This is a genomic window from Nonomuraea sp. NPDC003707 (assembly GCF_053587055.1).
In genome coordinates this window covers 66,203-82,105 of the sequence record NZ_JBSFNK010000047.1, presented here as the reverse complement: position 1 = coordinate 82,105, position 15,903 = coordinate 66,203, and the positions used below count along the sequence as shown (strand labels likewise).

At 70.5% G+C, this 15,903-nt stretch carries 17 protein-coding genes; 10 read left to right on the top strand and 7 right to left on the bottom strand.

Features of this window, described 5'->3' with window-relative positions:
• Positions 1 to 130: 130 nt before the first annotated feature.
• Positions 131 to 892: a reverse transcriptase domain-containing protein gene (locus tag ACWDRB_RS59130; RefSeq protein ID WP_449910337.1), complete on the bottom strand. Its 762-nt coding sequence runs from the start codon at positions 890 to 892 to the stop codon at positions 131 to 133.
• Between the two features lie 73 nt (positions 893 to 965).
• A complete protein-coding gene (locus tag ACWDRB_RS59125; RefSeq protein WP_449910335.1) occupies positions 966 to 1,208 on the bottom strand; it encodes a hypothetical protein in 243 nt (80 codons plus the stop codon).
• Between the two features lie 14 nt (positions 1,209 to 1,222).
• Here ACWDRB_RS59125 and ACWDRB_RS59120 point away from each other — a divergent pair, with 14 nt between their 5' ends.
• Complete coding sequence (locus ACWDRB_RS59120; protein ID WP_449910333.1) at positions 1,223 to 1,900, top strand: hypothetical protein; 678 nt, start codon at positions 1,223 to 1,225, stop codon at positions 1,898 to 1,900.
• Here the strand turns inward: ACWDRB_RS59120 and ACWDRB_RS59115 are convergent.
• The 4 genes from ACWDRB_RS59115 to ACWDRB_RS59100 form a co-directional block, all read right to left on the bottom strand.
• Positions 1,812 to 2,288 carry a hypothetical protein gene (locus ACWDRB_RS59115; RefSeq protein WP_449910331.1) on the bottom strand — a complete coding sequence of 159 codons (477 nt, stop codon included), beginning with the start codon at positions 2,286 to 2,288 and terminating at the stop codon, positions 1,812 to 1,814. The two genes, ACWDRB_RS59120 and ACWDRB_RS59115, sit on opposite strands and share 89 nt — an antisense overlap.
• Complete coding sequence (locus ACWDRB_RS59110; RefSeq protein WP_449910329.1) at positions 2,285 to 3,481, bottom strand: molybdopterin-dependent oxidoreductase; 1,197 nt, start codon at positions 3,479 to 3,481, stop codon at positions 2,285 to 2,287. The genes ACWDRB_RS59115 and ACWDRB_RS59110 overlap by 4 nt, the downstream gene beginning before the upstream one ends.
• Positions 3,482 to 3,745: 264 nt before the next feature.
• Positions 3,746 to 4,402, bottom strand: a complete 657-nt coding sequence (locus ACWDRB_RS59105) for a glycosyltransferase family 2 protein (RefSeq protein ID WP_449910327.1) — start codon at positions 4,400 to 4,402, stop codon at positions 3,746 to 3,748.
• A complete protein-coding gene (locus ACWDRB_RS59100; protein WP_449910325.1) occupies positions 4,399 to 5,379 on the bottom strand; it encodes an NAD-dependent epimerase/dehydratase family protein in 981 nt (326 codons plus the stop codon). The genes ACWDRB_RS59105 and ACWDRB_RS59100 overlap by 4 nt, the downstream gene beginning before the upstream one ends.
• Positions 5,380 to 5,562: 183 nt before the next feature.
• On the opposite strand from ACWDRB_RS59100, the gene ACWDRB_RS59095 reads away from it, so the two are divergent.
• From ACWDRB_RS59095 to ACWDRB_RS59070, 6 genes are all read left to right on the top strand, one after another.
• Positions 5,563 to 6,900 (top strand): glycosyltransferase 87 family protein, encoded by a 1,338-nt coding sequence (locus ACWDRB_RS59095; RefSeq protein WP_449910323.1) that lies wholly within the window; start codon positions 5,563 to 5,565, stop codon positions 6,898 to 6,900.
• A gap of 29 nt (positions 6,901 to 6,929) precedes the next feature.
• Entirely contained in the window at positions 6,930 to 7,556 is a 627-nt protein-coding gene (locus ACWDRB_RS59090; RefSeq protein WP_449910321.1) for a TIGR04282 family arsenosugar biosynthesis glycosyltransferase, read from the top strand.
• Positions 7,553 to 8,164: a class I SAM-dependent methyltransferase gene (locus ACWDRB_RS59085; protein WP_449910319.1), complete on the top strand. Its 612-nt coding sequence runs from the start codon at positions 7,553 to 7,555 to the stop codon at positions 8,162 to 8,164. Before ACWDRB_RS59090 ends, ACWDRB_RS59085 begins: the two co-directional genes overlap by 4 nt.
• A gap of 212 nt (positions 8,165 to 8,376) precedes the next feature.
• On the top strand, positions 8,377 to 8,520 hold the full coding sequence (locus tag ACWDRB_RS59080; RefSeq protein ID WP_449910317.1) for a hypothetical protein: 144 nt from the start codon (positions 8,377 to 8,379) through the stop codon (positions 8,518 to 8,520).
• Positions 8,521 to 8,649: 129 nt separating this feature from the next.
• Positions 8,650 to 8,778 carry a hypothetical protein gene (locus ACWDRB_RS59075; protein WP_449910315.1) on the top strand — a complete coding sequence of 43 codons (129 nt, stop codon included), beginning with the start codon at positions 8,650 to 8,652 and terminating at the stop codon, positions 8,776 to 8,778.
• 330 nt (positions 8,779 to 9,108) lie between these two features.
• Positions 9,109 to 9,258: an MmcQ/YjbR family DNA-binding protein gene (locus ACWDRB_RS59070; protein ID WP_449910342.1), complete on the top strand. Its 150-nt coding sequence runs from the start codon at positions 9,109 to 9,111 to the stop codon at positions 9,256 to 9,258.
• Positions 9,259 to 9,478: 220 nt separating this feature from the next.
• Here the strand turns inward: ACWDRB_RS59070 and ACWDRB_RS59065 are convergent, their stop codons facing one another.
• Positions 9,479 to 10,969 (bottom strand): aromatic amino acid ammonia-lyase, encoded by a 1,491-nt coding sequence (locus tag ACWDRB_RS59065; RefSeq protein ID WP_449910313.1) that lies wholly within the window; start codon positions 10,967 to 10,969, stop codon positions 9,479 to 9,481.
• 62 nt (positions 10,970 to 11,031) lie between these two features.
• On the opposite strand from ACWDRB_RS59065, the gene ACWDRB_RS59060 reads away from it, so the two are divergent.
• The 3 genes from ACWDRB_RS59060 (at position 11,032) to ACWDRB_RS59050 (ending at position 15,868) form a co-directional block, all read left to right on the top strand.
• A complete protein-coding gene (locus ACWDRB_RS59060; protein ID WP_449910311.1) occupies positions 11,032 to 12,585 on the top strand; it encodes an NAD(P)-binding domain-containing protein in 1,554 nt (517 codons plus the stop codon).
• Complete coding sequence (locus ACWDRB_RS59055; protein ID WP_449910309.1) at positions 12,569 to 14,053, top strand: class I adenylate-forming enzyme family protein; 1,485 nt, start codon at positions 12,569 to 12,571, stop codon at positions 14,051 to 14,053. Before ACWDRB_RS59060 ends, ACWDRB_RS59055 begins: the two co-directional genes overlap by 17 nt.
• A 192-nt stretch (positions 14,054 to 14,245) precedes the next feature.
• Positions 14,246 to 15,868, top strand: a complete 1,623-nt coding sequence (locus ACWDRB_RS59050) for an MFS transporter (protein ID WP_449910307.1) — start codon at positions 14,246 to 14,248, stop codon at positions 15,866 to 15,868.
• Positions 15,869 to 15,903 lie beyond the last annotated feature (35 nt).

Here is a 15,903-nt window from a genome sequence, read left to right as displayed (position 1 = left end):
TTTCGCGTCCAGGTAGGGCGGGCGACCCCAAGGTCATCTCCTTCCGAACCTTGGCCCCCTGCGGGGGCGATCCAGCACCGAGTGAAACGGCGCACCCTCTCGGTTCATACGGCTCTTGTCATCCTGATCGTCAGAGCGGAGCAGCAGCAGTTATCCAGGCCCAGTGCGCGAACATGCGTGGGTAACGCATAGCGATCCCGCGCAGGCACGCCAGGGCCTTGCGTCTTCTGCTCAGCCGCCGGTATTTCTCGCGGATCCAACGCACCAGGTAGGCGTTGATGCGCGTCAGGAGGGGATACAACGCCGACCGGTAGAACCGGCCGTAGTAGTGCATCCAGCCCGCCACGATCGGGTTGATCGCTTTGGCCAGTTGAGTGAAGGAATGGCCGGTCCGGCGATGCAGCCGCCACCGGCGGACCTGAGCGCTGATCTTGCCCAGGGCGTCCTTGCTGATCGCTGGCGCGAACGACAAGAACCTCCTCCCGGTGGCCGTGTTGCGAGCCCCGCGCGGGCGGAAGGTGAACCCCAAGAAGGTGAACGCCGTGTGCGGATAGTTTCCGCGCCGACGTCCGTCCTTGCAGTACACGATCCTCGTCTTGCCGGGATGCAGTCGCAACCCGACCTGTTCCATCCTGCTGCTCAGCGCGGCCAGGACCTGATGGGCCTGGCGTTGGGTCGCGCAGTGCACCACCGCGTCGTCGGCATAGCGCTCGAACTCCACCGTCGGGAACTCGCGTGCCAGCCAGACGTCGAAGGCGTAATGCATGAACAGGTTCGCCAGCACGGGCGAGACCGGGGAACCTTGCGGGGTGCCCGCTCTCGGTGCTGCAGGCTGCCATCCGGCAGTTGCCGCGGGGCCTGCAGCCACCGCCGCACATACAACAGCACCCATGTCGCCTCGGTGTGCGCCGCCACGGCCCTAAGCAGCAGGTCCCAGCCGACGCTGTACCGGCTGTCCATACGATCTACCCACCGCTGGCGGAGGCGTACTTCCTGGCCGTGCACCGGTTCTCGCCCGCGGAGTCACGGCACAAGTCGCTCCAGATCGGCGGAGCGCTGCTGGCCTTGGGGACGTCCCTCGTCCTGCTGATCGCCCTCCGTCCCGCGGCTCCGGCGCGGGCGGCCTGGTGGGCGTGGTGTCCCGCCGTTCCGATCGAGGCGGTGAACAACGCCCATGCCGACACGCTCGGCGCCCTGCTCACCGTCATCGCCCTGATCAACCGTGAGCAGGCACAAAGTCCGCGGCGGCCTGCTGCTCGGCGCGGCGACCGCCGTCAAGCTCCTGCCCGCCGCGGCCGCGCCCGGGATGCTCTCCGGGCTTCTGGCCAGGGGCGGGTCTTCCGGGTGGCGGCGGGCGCTGGATGCTTCGGCGGTCCTCGGGCCTGCCCTTCTCGTCGTGGCGCTCGCATATCTGCCGTACGTGCTGGCCTCCCGCGAGTCCGTTCTCGGCTACTTCTTCGGCTACCTGAACGAGGAGGGCTACCGCGACACCGGCGGCGACCGCCGCTACGCGGTGCTGCGCCTGATCCTGCCCGACTCGTGGGCCCTGCCTGCCGCCCTCGCCGTTCTCGCGGCCACGGCCCTGCTCGTGCTGCGCCGGGGCGATGCTCACCGGCCGTGGCGTGGAGCTCTGGTGGTGACCGGCACGGCCTTCCTCGTCTTCACGCCGGGATACTCCTGGTACGCTCTGCTGGTCGTCGCACTCGCCGCTCTTGACGGCCGCTGGGAATGGCTCGGCATCCCGCTGGCCGGTGCGATCTCCTATCTGAGCCCCGGGGCGGCCGCCTACGGTGTCGCAGCGCTGGCGGTCATCATGGGTCTCGTCGCCCGCGTCCCCTTCTCACCGCCCGGCGCCGCACCGCGTACAGCAGCCCCGAGACGCCGAAGAGCACCAAAGTGATCAGCAACCACCGCGCGAGATAGGGAGAGGTGCTCAATCCGACCGCCCAGCGGTAGTTGCGCTCGGCACCTCGGAGGATGAGCGGGAACCACACCAACAGCAACAAGCCCGACAGCATGGCCGGCACTCTCAGGTGATTGACCACACCAGCCCGGCGTGGGCGCGCCAGCCGCCTGGTCAAGGCCCGTGTGGCGATGTCGGCCGCGGAATACATGGGCAACAGCACCAGATCGTGCAAGATGATCGCACCGGCGAACCACGCGGCGAACCCCAGCCAGATGCCGGCGGCGACCACCCGCGTGGCGACATAACCGGCGACCACGAAGCAGGCCACCAGCACGAGAAGGTGCCACAAGGGCGCGCCGTAGGCACTCGCCAACCGCTTCACGACGTCTCCACGCGGAAGTCGAGTTCGCGCACCCATTTGGTGTTGTGCACGCCAGGGGCGTTCGGCACGATGATCCGCGCCGGATATCCGTGGTCGAGCGACAGGTCGGCGCCGTTCACCCGCAGCGCGAGCAGCGAGCGCGGGTCGGCCACCTGCCCGGCGCTGAGTGACGCCTGGCCGAAGTAGCCCACGCGCTGCAGAGACCTGGCCGTGACTCCCGCCGAGCCGGGGTCCACTCCTGCCAGGCGGGCCAGGTCCGCCAGCCGTACGCCGGTCCAGGTCTGCTCGGTCGACCATCCCTCGACGCAGGCGATCGGCAGCGCATAGGTGTGCAGAGGCATCGCCAGCAGATCCTCTCGGGACAGGTGGATCGAGCCCGCGCCGACGACCGCCAGCCGCCACTGCGGGCCGGTCTCGGCCGCGATGACGCCAAGGCTCGCCGCCGTCTTGTTGACCTGGAAGTCGTTGGGCCCGGTGCCGTACTCGCGTCCATGCGGTGCCAGCAACGCCGTGCGGCGCAGCGGCCCGTCCACCGTCTGCCCCGCGGACAGAGCGAACATCATCGCTGAACCACCGCCGACGAACGTCAGCAGCCCGCGCCGGGACATGGTGGGCGGTGCCGGATCCGCGGCCACCAGGCCGTCGGGGTCGGGAGGTTCCGGCCGCGTGTCGGCCACGCCCGTGTGCAGCTCACGGCGCAGGTCCCGCGACCGCACGGCGCGGATCGCCTTCGGCATCCGTACGACGACGTGGACGACGAGCGCGGCCAGGAAGATCCACGCGCCGTACAGATGCGCCGGGTAGAAGGAGAACGGGAAGACATAGAAGAGCTGGATGTTGAGGATCCCGGTGACGAACTCGAACACCGCGCCGCCCACCAGGAGCACCAGACTGGCCCGCTCGACGGCTTCGGCGATCGAGCGCGCGGGCGGCCAGGCGAACAGCTTGGGGATCACCGACCAGAGCTTGGCCAGCAGCACCGGCACCAGCGTCAGCCCGACGATGACGTGAGCGCCCTGGGTGAGCCGGTACATCCAGACCGGGTTCGTCGGCCAGTCAAAGAGATAGAAGCCCAGCACGCCCTTGGTGGGAGTGGTGTCGTTCCCCGGCAGTCGAGGCTCGTAGGCGGCATACGACAACAGCCCGGTGACCGCGACGATGACGAGCCCGACCAGCAGGACCAGGCCGAGCACCGACGTGAGCCACGGACCACGCAGAGGGCTCCGCCAGAACCCGGGCCGGAACGGCCCAGGAGGCCCGTCAGGCAACCATGCCGGCGACCGCGTCTTCCCACTGCTTCTGGCCCTGGTCGCGCCACGCTCACGAGCCCGTTTGGGCGGTGTATCCGGCATTGATCCCCCGAAGCCGATGTCGGATGCTGCTGTCCTTGCCGGTCACGCCGCCTTCTAAGCCTCTATAAGGCCAGGCAGGATGCTTCGGCCTGTACGCGGGACGGTTCATCCCGGTTCGGCCATGACGCGCCGCATGTCGGCGATGGCCCGCAGCGTGCCGCGTACGGTTCCGGTCACCTTGGAGCGTCCCGCCCGGGGCAGGTAGTCGACCTCCACTTCGCCGATCCGCCAGCCGTCGGCGGCGGCCCGCAGGACCATCTCCAGCGGGTAGCCGAACCGGCGGTCGGTCAGCCCGAGCTCCACGAGCCGTACGCGCTCGGCCGCCCGCATCGGCCCGAGGTCGTGCAGCATCACCCCGGCGCGGCGGCGCAGGGTGTACGCGAGGGCGGCGTTGCCGAGCCGGGCATGCCAGGGCCACGCGCCTGCCGCACGCGGCCGACGGGCGCCGAGGACCAGGTCGGCGTCGCCGCCGATGACGGGCGCGGCCACGGCGGGCAGCCGGCGAGGGTCGAGCGAGGCGTCGGCGTCCATGAAGCAGACGACGTCGGCGGTCGAGGCCAGTAGCCCGGTGTGGCAGGCGGCGCCGAAGCCGCGCCGAGGTTCGTGGACGACGCGGGCGCCGAGCTCGCGGGCGATCTCGGCCGAGCGGTCGGTGGAGCCGTTGTCGACCACGACCGGACGGTAACCGTCCGGCATGCGCCCGAGCACCCAGCCGAGCGCGGCCTCCTCGTTCAGGCAGGGCAGGATCACATCGACCGTCATGACCACGCGAACTCCTTCATGCCGTCTTCGAAGCCGACCTCGGCGCGGAAGCCGAGGCCGAGCCCGGCCCGTTCCGGAGAGGCGACGACGTGGCGGACGTCCCCCAGCCGGTAGCCGCCGGTGACCTGCGGCTGCGGCCCGCCCCGCGCGGCGGCCAGCGCGGACGCCATCTCGTCCACCGTGTGTGGAGTGCCGCTGGCGATGTTGTAGGCCGCCAGCTCCCCGGGGCGCGCGGGCGCGTGGACGGCCGCCAGGTTCGCGCAGGCGACGTCACGCACGTGCACGAAGTCGCGAAGCTGGCGGCCGTCCTCGAACACCTTCGGCGCCCGCCCCGCCTCCAGCTCGGAACGGAAGATCGCGGCCACTCCCGCGTAGGGGGTGTCGCGGGGCATGCGCGGCCCGTAGACGTTGTGGTACCTGAGCGCGACGGCGTTCCCGCCGGTCTCCCTGGCCCAGTTGGCGGCCAGGTGCTCCTGCGCGAGCTTGCTGGTGGCGTAGGCGTTGCGCGGATCGGGCGAGGCGTCCTCGCCGACGGCCACCCAGCGCACCGCCCGGCCGCATTGAGGGCAGAGCGGGTCGAACCGGCCCCGCTCCAGGTCCTCTACGGCACGCGGGCCCGGCCGGACCCGGCCGTGCTCGGCGCACGCGTAGCCGCCCTCGCCATAGATCACCATTGAGGAGGCGAGCACGAGCCGTGCGACCCGGCGCCGCGCCATCGCCGCCAGCAGCACCGCGGTGCCGTACACGTTGACCGAGGCGTAGTCCGGCAGGTCGGAGACGTCCACGCCCAGACCGACCTTGGCCGCCTGGTGCGCCACCAGGTCCACGCCCGGCAGCAGCCGGTCCAGCGCGGCGGCGTCGCGCACGTCCGCGCCGGAGCGCAGGTCGAGGCCGACGACCTCGTGCCCCACGCCCTCCAGGACCTCGACCACGTGACTGCCGATGAATCCGGCCGAGCCGGTGACCAGTACTCTCACCCGGCCGACGCTAACGATGCGCGGGGTCGCGCTGAAGCCCACGTTCGCACTCCGTAAGAACTCCCCGGCCTCGCCGGCCGAGGTTCTTACGGAGTGCGTACGGCCCGCGCCACCGCAGCCCCGAACCGGTCTCCGGGTGCGACGCTGCCCGGTGTGAGCCGTCAGATGCTTATCCTGGGCGGGGTGCTCCTGGCACTGGCCGCCGTCGTGGCCGAGATGGTGTCCGGGCCGCCCGGCCTGGGCTGGTACCTCCTGGCCTGGGTACTGTTCGCCGCGGCGCTGTGGCTGGCCCGGCCGATCCCGCAGAGGCGGCTGACCGCCCTGGTCGTCGCGGGCGGCGTCGCGCTGACCGCGATCGGGCTGGTGGCGCCGCCGAGCAGCAGCACCGACTCCTACCGGTACGCGTGGGACGGACGCGTGCAGGCGGCGGGCATCTCGCCTTACGATCACCCGCCGGCCGATCCCGCGCTCGCCCCGCTGCGCGACGAGTGGCTGTTCCCCTCCCGGTGCGCGGCCCCGGAGCTGTGGCCTCTGCCCGGCGGCGGCTGCACCCGGATCAACCGTCCCACGGTGCCCACGATCTACCCTCCGGTCGCCGAGGGCTACTTCCTCCTGGTCCACTGGCTCTCGCCGGACGGCGCCCGGCACAAGGTCCTCCAGTTCGGCGGCTGGCTGATGGCCGTCCTGGTGCTGCTCGCCCTGCGCCGCCAGGCCGGTGCCCGGGCGGCCGCGTACTGGGCGTGGTGCCCGGCCGTGCCCGTCGAGGCCGTGAACAACGCGCACGTGGACATGCTGGCCGTACTGCTGGTGGTGCTCGCCTTCGGCCCTGGCCGGCGGCACGTGCGCGCTCGCGGCGCGCTGCTGGGCGCGGCCGTCGCGGCCAAGCTGTTACCCGTCACGGCGCTGCTCGGCGCACTGTCGGGGACGCTGGCGAACGGAGTGGCGTGGCGGCGCGTCCTCGGGCTCTGCGTGCCCGCCGCGCTCATCGTGGGTCTGGCGTACCTGCCCTACGTGCTGGCCTCGCGAGCTCCGGTGGTCGGCTACCTGCTGGGTTACATCCAGGAGGAGCGGTACGAATCACCCGCCGACGGGAACCGCTATGCGGTGCTGCGGCTGGTGATGCCCGACTCGTGGGCTCCGTACGCCGCGATCCTGCTGCTCGCCCTGGTCGTCCTCCACGTTCTGCGCCGCGGTGACCCGGAACGGCCCTGGCACGGGGCGCTGGTGATCAGCGGCTCGCTCCTGCTGCTGTTCACCCCGGGATACTCCTGGTACGCGCTCCTGGTCGTCGCGCTGGCCGCCAGGGACGGCCGATGGGACTGGCTGGGCGTGGCCCTGGCGGGCGCGGTCGCCTACGTCGCCGGCCCGGCGGCGCACCCCGGCCCGGCGATGGCCTGTTACGCCGCGGCCACGCTGGCCGTGCTGATCGGCGGGGCCGTCCGCCGATCCCACGAAACGGGTGCCCGCAAGACCATGCCCGCGCCGGCCGAGCGGCTGCCGTCAGCATGTCGTAAGGATTGAGCACAGTGCGCCGCCCTACTGTCGATCACATGGCCCAGATCGTGATCATCGCCAAGGAGCCGGTAGCCGGGAGGGTCAAGACCCGGCTGACCCCGCCGTTCAGCCCGGAGCAGGCCGCCGCCCTCGCCGAGGCTGCTCTCCGCGACAGCCTCCTCGCCGTCTGCGCGACTCCCGCCACCCAGCGGGTGCTCGCCCTGGACGGGCTGCCGGGAAGCTGGCTGCCCCCGGGATTCGCGGTGATCCCGCAGCGCGGCGCGGGCCTGGACGAGCGTCTGGCGGCGGCGTTCTCCGACGCCTACCGGCTCCGGCCGGAACCCGTCGTACTGATCGGCATGGACACCCCCCAGGTGACGCCCGCGCTGCTCAGCGCGGCGACGGAGGCCCTGACGGGTCACGACGCCGTGTTCGGCCCCGCCGCGGACGGCGGCTTCTGGCTGCTCGGCCTGCGGCAGCCGGACGCCTCGCTGCTGCTGGGGGTGCCGATGTCGCATCCGGAGACCGGCAAGCTCCAACTCGACCGGCTGGACCGGGCCGGGTTGTCCGTCCATCTGCTGCCCGAGCTGACCGATGTCGACACTGCGGCGGACGCCCTCGCGGTGGCCGCGCAATCGCCTGATTCCCACTTCGCCACCACACTGCGGGAGCTGGGCGAATGATCGGGCAGATCTACGCCGACGCGCTCACCGGAGCGACCGCCGAGATCGAGTACGTCGACGGCACCCGCGCCGCGCTGGAGACCGCCCGCTGGTTCGAGCCGATCGACGGCGACGAGACGCTCCTGCGCAGATGTGCCGACCCGACCCTGGACATCGGCTCGGGCCCGGGCCGGTTCACCGTGGCGCTGACCCACCGCGGCATTCGGGCGCTCGGCATCGACATCACCCCTCGCGCCGTCGCCCTCACCCGCAGGGCCGGCGGCTTCGCCCTGCTCCGCGACGTCTTCGACGAGGTCCCAGGCAGCGGCCGGTGGGCGACGGCACTGCTGGCCGACGGCAACATCGGCATCGGCGGCAACCCCGAGCTGCTGCTCCGCCGGGTCAGGCAGCTGGTCCGGCCCGGCGGCGAGGTCCTGGTGGAGCTCGCACCGCCCGGGACGACGAGCCGCGTCGACCGGGTACGGCTGCGCCGCGGCCCGCTCATCGGCGACTGGTTCGGCTGGGCGACCGTGTCGGTGAACGACATCCAGCGCGTGGCCCGCGCCGGCGGCTTCCCGCTCGTGGACTGCTGGACGACCCACGACCGCTGGATGGCCCGTCTGACCTAGGACGGCGCGGCGAGCCTGCTGGCCGAAGAACAGGTCATGGCCCGAAGCTTGCCTACGGAGGCACCTGGGCCGCATCGAAGGGATCCGTCACGATGACAGTCAACGGAGCGCCTGGACGAGTGGCCCGCCCTCTACCAGCGGGTGCTGGCCGCCGACATCCTGGTCATCGCCGGGCCGACCTGGCTCGGCGACAACAGCTCCGTGACAAGAAGGTGATCGAGCGACTGTACGCCTGCTCCAGCCTGCTCAACGAGGCCGGCCAGTACGCCTACTACGGACGCGTGGGCGGCTGCCTGATCACGGGCAACGAGGACGGCGTCAAGCACAGCGCCATGAACGTGCTCCACAGCCTGTAGCACCTGGGCTACACCATCCCGCCCCAGGCCGACGCCGGCTGGATCGGCGAGGCCGGCCCCGGCCCCTCCTACCTCGACCCGGGCTCGGGCGGGCCGGAGAACGACTTCACCAACCGCAACACCACCTTCATGACCTGGAACCTGCTGCACCTGGCCCGCATGCTCAAGGACGCCGGCGGCATCCCGGCCCACGGCAACCAGCGCTCGGGATGGGACGCCGGATGCCGCTTCGACTTCGACAACCCCGAGCACCGCTAGAAGAGCCGGCGCGCATGTCGGTGGAGACCCTCAACGGCGGCCGAAACACCACAGACGACCGACGTCCTCCGTGCCTGACCTGCGGGGCGTTAGCGTGGTCCTCACCTGCTTCACCTCGACTGACCGGGCTACGTCCATAACACGCAGCTCCAGGAGGAATCATGTCCTCACGGCTGGGAGAAGCTGTCCGCGGGCGGGACGGTCACGATGCCCATGCAGAAGCAGGCCTGGGGCGACGAGTTCGGCATGTGCGTCGACAAGTTCGGCGTGTCGTGGATGGTCGACATCAGCCGGCCGCAGGCTTAGCAGCGGAGCCCTTGGGTCCTCCGCCTGGGCGTCAGCCTCAAATGTGATCCCGAGCTGGCCGCCGATGCGCGTGCTCGCTATACCGCGATCGCGCCGGGCCACCATCTCAACAAACGGCACTGGAACACCGCGGCCTCGATGGCTCGCTACCCGATGAGGAACTGTTGGGGCTGATCTCGTATCAGGTCAGCGTGCCGGCGCAGTATCGTGCCCAGCGTCACGACCAACCACAGGCGACCAGTTGGAGACGGCAGGTCAGCCCCATTACCGGGTCTATGGCACCTGCAGGTTGTGGGACCAGATCGCCGTCAGCGAGTGTTCACCGCCCGGCGAAAACTCAGGCGAATAGACCCGTCTATCCGGAAACTGGGTGAGATCCCAGCGGTTGTTTCATTCAGGGGAGTATCGCGGTGAGCAGTTCGGCGGCCTTGCGGACATCGGCGTCCAGCGGGCGGTCGGGATCGACCGCAGGGATCGCCTCGACCAGGGCGTCGAGGAGCACCGCACAGCCCGGAGCCGTGGGGCGGCGGGCGCCGACGTGCGCCGCCTGCCGCAGCCCCACCGCCAGCGACCCGCAGAGCAGCCGCAGCAGGTCGGCCATGTCGTAGGCCCGAAGGGCGGCCTGGGTGCCGAACGGCACCACGTCCTGGTTGTGCAGGTTGGTCGGCAGGCTCTGCATGCCGGCCGGCACGGCGGCGCGGCGGATCTCGGCGACGAACGCGGTCGTGGCGAGCTGTACCCCCTGCATCCCGTGCTGGCGGCCGGGTCCGGCGGCGAGCATCGGGGGCAGGCCGCCGTTGCGGGCCGGGTCGACGAGGAGGTCCAGCTGCCGCTCGGCGAGGTTGCCGAGCTGAGCGGTGACCATCGCCAGGACATCGGCGGCGAACGCGGCCGGCTGCCCGAAGAAGTTGCCGCCATGCACGACCAGGTCGTCGTCGGGGAAGAACAGCGGGTTGTCGCTGACGCTGGACAGGTCGGCCGCGACGACACCGTCGACATACCGCAGGGCGTCCTCAGCGGCGCCCAGCAGCTGCGGGGAGCAGCGGATGCTGTACGGCTCCTGCAGCGCACGTGTGCCGGCCGGGACGATCCCGGCAAGGGTCTTGCGCATGCCGTCGGCGACGTCGACCGCGCCGGGATGGCCATAGGCGTCGAGTAAGCCCGGGTTGAGGAAGCCCGGGTCACAGCCGAGCAGATCGACCAGCAGACAGGTGAGCGCCTGCACCGCGCGGTGCGAGGACCGGACGCTGTCCAGGGCCAGGGCGGTCGCGGCTGTGGTGAGAGAGGTGCCGTTGACGAGCGCGAGGGCGTCCCGGCCGTCGAGCGTCAACGGGGTCAGCCCGGCATGGCGCAGCGCCTCGGCCGCGGGCATCCGCGAGCCGTCGAGATACGCCTGTCCCCGGCCACGCAGTGCCTGAGTGGCATAGGCGAGCGGGATCAGATCCCCGCTCGCGCCGACCGAACCGTAACGTGGGATCGCCGGGACGAACGTCGTCGCGAACATCGCGGCGAGCCCGTCGACCACGTGCGCCGAAACCCCGGACACCCCCTGCGCGAGCGACCACACGCGCACGAGAAGCGCGGCCCGGCTCACCTCATGGGCCAGATCCGGCCCCTGCCCGGCACCGAGGTGGGCCAGGGTGTTGTCACACTGGTCCGCCTCCTCCTCCCGGCCGGCGAACCCGACCAGGGCGCCGAAGCCGGTGGTCGCGCCGTAGACCGGACGTTCCTCCTCCCGCAGCACGTCGCGGAGGAAGTCACGGCCGCGCTCGACCCGGTCGCGGACGGCCGCGTCGACCACGACGGACACCGGTGTCGCGGCGCGGTGCAGGTCGGCTGAGCGCAACGGAGCGCTGAGGTTGATGGTGCCTTCGACGGCGGGCATGCCTGGACCATAGACAGCTGATTCTCAGAATCCTCTGAGAATTCGTCCGTAGCTTCCGGATCATGGCGCATGACTACCTGATCATCGGTGCCGGACCGGCCGGGCTGCAGCTCGCCGCACTGCTCGAACATGGCGGTCACGACTATGTCGTCCTGGAACGCGGAGCCGGACCGGGCACCTTCTTCACCCGGTTCCCGCGGCACCGCCGGCTGATCTCCATCAACAAGGTGCACACCGGGTACGAGGACCCGGAGCTGCGGCTGCGGATGGACTGGAACTCGTTGCTGAGCGACGGTCCGGAGCTGCTGTTCACCCGCTACAGCGAGAAGTACTTCCCGCAGGCCGACGATCTCGTGCGCTACCTGTCCGACTACGCGGCGGCGACCGGCGTCCGGGTGCACTACGACACCGATGTCGTCCGGATCGGCCGGGACGACGGCGGGTTCACCGCCACCGATCGCAGTGGACGCTCATGGCAGGGCCGGCGACTGGTCATGGCCACCGGCGTCTCCCAGCTGTACGTCCCGCCGATCCCCGGCATCGAGCACGCCGAACGCTACGACACGTTCGAGACCGACCCGGCGTCCTTCGCCGACCAGCGGGTCCTGGTGATCGGCAAGGGCAACTCGGGATTCGAGACCGCCGACGCGCTCATGGAGCAGGCCGCGGTCATCCACATCGCCGGGCCGCACTCCATCAGGATGGCCTGGCAGTCGCATTACGTCGGGCACCTGCGCGCGGTGAACAACAACTTCCTCGACAGCTACCAGCTGAAGTCCCAGAACACGGTCCTCGACGGCACGGTGGAGAGCATCGAACGCCGCGATGACGGCCGCTACCGGGTGATGTTCCGCTACGCCCGCACCGTGGAGGCCCTGCGCGAGCTGTTCTACGACCGGGTGATCGTGTGCACCGGGTTCCGGTTCGACGCCTCGGCGTTCGACGACGGCTGCCGGCCCGCGCTGGTCATCGACGACCGGTTCCCGGAGCAGACTCCGGCGTACGAGTCGGTCAACGTGCCCGATCTGTACTTCGCCGGCACGCTCACCCAGCAGCGCGACTTCAAGAAGGCCACCAGCGGGTTCATCCACGGCTTCCGCTACGGGGTGCGCGCGCTGCACCGGATCCTGACCACCCGCTACCACGGCGGGACCTGGCCGGCCGAGCAGGTGGAGCCCACCCCGGACGCGATCAGCGACGCGATCATCGCCAGGGTCAACCGCTCCTCCGCGCTCTGGCAGCAGTTCGGCGTACTCGGCGACCTGGTCACCGTGGCCGGCGCCACCGCGCTCTACCAGGAAGAGGTACCGGTCGCCTACGTCGCCGGCGGCGGGCTCGGCCTCGCCTCGCACATGTTCGTCGTCACCCTGGAGTACGGAAAGGATCACGACGCCGTCGACCCGTTCGACATCTCGGTCCCGAGGGTCGTCGAGAACGACGCCATCAACGCCCACGACGCGAGCTACCTGCACCCGGTGGTGCGGCACTACCGGGACGGCGCGCCGGCCGGCGTCCACCACCTCGCCGAGAACCTGGAGAACCAGTGGGACCTGCCGGCGGTGCACCAGCAGCCGCTGGCCGTCTTCGTCAAGGAGTGCCTTGCCGACGCCGGCTGAACCCTACCCGGGCGTCGTCCTCGACCTCCTCGCCGCGGCCGAGGACCGGCCCGTCTTCGAGCACGGTGACCGTACCGTCACCGGCGCGCAGCTGCTCGGCCTCGTCCGGCGGATCGCGGCCGGGCTGCGCGCCGCGGCCGTCGGGCCCGGGGACGGCCTCGCCATGATGCTCGGCGTCACCCCCGAAGCGTTCGCCGCGACGATCGCCGGCTACGTGGTGGGAGCCCGGGTCGTCGGCGTGCGGCCAGGGCTGTCCGACGGACAGTTGCGCCACGTGCTCGGCCAGGACGTCACCGCGGTCGTGACCGACGCGGCCACCAGGCCGGAGCACGCGCGGCGCACGCTGACCGTCTCCGAGCTGCTGGCCGCGTCCGACGAGGACGGTCCGCTGCGCCTGTCGGGTCGGCCGGAGGACGTCGCCCGGCTCGTCTACACCAGCGGCAGCACCGGCACGCCCAAGGCCTGCGCGCAGACCTACGCCACCATGAACGCGGCGTGGACGGCCCGCCCGGCGGTGTGGCCGCCGGCGATCCGCGAACTGGCCTCCCGGCTGCAGCGTTACCTGGTGTTCGGGTCGCTGAGCAGCCAGGTGATGATGGAGTACGGCGTGCTCACGCTCGCCGCGGGCGGGACCATGGTCGTCGCCGACCTGCCCGCGTTCCCCGACGCGATCACCAAGTATCGGGCGTCCGCCAGCGTCATCACCGTGCCTCGCCTGTACAAACTCGTCGCCGCCCAGCGCACCGCCCCGGCCGACCTGAGCAGCCTCCGGGCGCTCATGGTGTCCGGATCGCCGCTGGATGCCTCCCGGCTCCGCGAGGCACTCGACGTGCTCGGCCCGGTCGTGTTCCAGGGCTACGGGCAGACCGAGACCGGCACGATCTCCATGGCCACGCCGCAGGACGTCCTCTCGTCGGTCGGGTTCCCGCCCGACGTCATCGACGTCGTGATCCGGGACGCGGACGGCCGGCCCGTCCCGCCCGGTGTCGACGGCGAGCTGTACGTCCGCAGCCCCGCGCAGGCCATCGGGTACTGGGCCGAACCGACAGAGACCGCGGAGGTATTCATCGACGGGTGGGTGCGCACCCGCGACCTGGGCCACTTCGACGAGGACGGGCGGCTGTACCTGGCTGGGCGGACCCGGGACGTCATCATCGTCAACGCCAACCTCTACTACGCCGGCCCGATCGAGCGGGCCCTGGCCACCTCTCCCGACATCGCGGAGGCGTACGTGATCGGCGCCCCCGACGAGGACACCGGCGAGGCGGCGCACGCCTTCGTGGTGCCCGTGGCGGGCCGGGTCCCCGACCTCGGCTCGCTGCGGACGCTGGTCCGCAAGCGGCTCGGCGACGCATGCGTGCCGGCGACCTTCACCGTCATCGACGAGGTGCCGCTGTCACCGAACGGCAAACCGGACAAGCGCCTTCTGATGACCGCGATACCCCGAGCCAAGAGCAGCTCTCCTTGATGACGCGCAAGGTCTACGAACTGGGCGCCCGGGAATCGGCCGAACGTCCCGGAGCGTCAGCGGCGGCTTTCATGAGCCTGCGCAGTGCCCTGCTTGGGCGAGCCTTCCCGACGTGCGCGCATGAACTCCTCGAGGTGCCGAGCCACCATCGGTTCTCGATTCCCTGCCGGAAACCGCCAGAAGGGCATTGACGTGAGATCCGCCTCGTACGAACATCCGCTGGCGTTCTGGTCCGGCGTGACGACCACCACGGTCGGCGTACTGTTACAGCTGCCGAGCTACTTCATGGCCCATGACATGCGCTATCACCTCGCCGGCATGCCCGTGACGACCGAGATGGCCGTCGGCATGGTCCTGCTGTTCATCGGCGTCGGCATCACCACGTACAGCCTGTTCCCGAAGTCCCGAGGCAGGCGGCCCGAGCTGAGCAAGGTGAGCATCACCCCTCTTGACGACGCGCCGATCAGGCCCGCCCACATCGGGCTGCTCCTGGTCATGGCAGCCGCCATCACGATCGACGTGATGAAACCGACCGCCTTCGCGTTCCTCGCTCCCGGCGCCGCGGCGGAGTACGGGCTGCGCGGACCGCTGAACCCGACGGCCGACGCGCTGCCGATCGGCCTCTACCCGCTGGCCGGCATCACCGGCACCATGATCGGCTCGTTCATCTGGGGCTGGCTGGGCGATCGCATCGGCCGACGGGCGTCCATCCTGCTGGCGGCGATCATCTTCATCGCCACCTCGACGTGCGGCACCATGCCCGAATTCTGGATGAACCTGGTCACCTGCCTCATCATGGGGCTCGGCGTCGGCGGCATGCTGCCACTCACCTTCGTGCTGCTCTCGGAGACGGTGCCGAGGAGACATCGCGGCTGGATGATCGTGCTCATCGGCAGCGACATCGCCGGCGCCTACATCATCGTGAGCTGGCTGGCCTCCACCTGGGCCGCACCGGACCAGTTCGGCTGGCGCCTGCTGTGGCTGATCGGCCTTCCCACCGGTCTCATCCTCCTGCTGCTGAACCGCTGGATCCCGGAGTCGCCACGCTTCCTGATCAAGCAGGGCCGCGACGAGGAGGCCCAGGCCGTCATGCGCAAATACGGCGCCGCCATCGTCGAGACGCCGTCCGAGCTCGCAGTCGAGCAGGACCTGGGCGGCGGTTCCCGACTGGCCTTCAGCAAGCCGTTCCTCGGCCTGACCGTCGTCGTCATCCTGCTGGCCCTGAGCATCGGCACCACCCAGTACGGCTTCCAGCAGTGGATGCCGTCCAACCTCCAGCGACTCGGCTTCTCCGAGGTGAACGCGAGCGAGATCCTCCGCAACGCCGCGATCATCGGGTTCCCGCTCAGCCTGCCGATCGCGCTGCTGTACGGGTTCTGGAGCAGCAAGAAGACCATCATCCTCGTGATCGCGGTGATGGGTGGCTCGCTGGCCGCCTTCGCCTTGCTGGGCGATCAGGTGGCCGCCAACCGCACTCTGCTGTACGTCCTGCTCGTCGTGCCGGTATGGGGAATCAGCATCCTGAACGCCGTGCTCGCCGCGTACACGGCGGAGATCTACCCGACCGTGATCCGCGCCCGCACCAGCGGTCTGTCGGCGGGAGCGACCAAGGCCGGCGGGGTGCTGATCCTGGCCCTGGTGGTCACCGCCGTCGCGATCCCGTCCGTTCGAGTGACCGCCGCCGTCGGCGTCATCCCGATGGCCCTGGCCCTGATCGCCCTCATCGCCTTCGGCCCGGAGACCCGGCACAAGCAACTGGAACGGATCACGGCCGAGGAGCTCATGTCGTTCCCCGGTCGATCCGGCAAATTGTAGACGGCTCCTTAGTCGGCAAACGTCATATCGGATCG

Bases quoted from the DNA above. Each gene is read 5' to 3' on its own strand.
- ACWDRB_RS59130 (WP_449910337.1), bottom strand. From the start codon at position 892: ATGGGTGCTGTTGTATGTGCGGCGGTGGCTGCAGGCCCCGCGGCAACT.
- ACWDRB_RS59125 (WP_449910335.1), bottom strand. From the start codon at position 1,208: ATGACGGTGAGCAGGGCGCCGAGCGTGTCGGCATGGGCGTTGTTCACC.
- ACWDRB_RS59105 (WP_449910327.1), bottom strand. From the start codon at position 4,402: ATGACGGTCGATGTGATCCTGCCCTGCCTGAACGAGGAGGCCGCGCTC.
- ACWDRB_RS59090 (WP_449910321.1), top strand. From the start codon at position 6,930: ATGGCCCAGATCGTGATCATCGCCAAGGAGCCGGTAGCCGGGAGGGTC.
- ACWDRB_RS59085 (WP_449910319.1), top strand. From the start codon at position 7,553: ATGATCGGGCAGATCTACGCCGACGCGCTCACCGGAGCGACCGCCGAG.
- ACWDRB_RS59075 (WP_449910315.1), top strand. From the start codon at position 8,650: ATGACCTGGAACCTGCTGCACCTGGCCCGCATGCTCAAGGACGCCGGC.
- ACWDRB_RS59065 (WP_449910313.1), bottom strand. From the start codon at position 10,969: ATGCCCGCCGTCGAAGGCACCATCAACCTCAGCGCTCCGTTGCGCTCA.
- ACWDRB_RS59060 (WP_449910311.1), top strand. From the start codon at position 11,032: ATGGCGCATGACTACCTGATCATCGGTGCCGGACCGGCCGGGCTGCAG.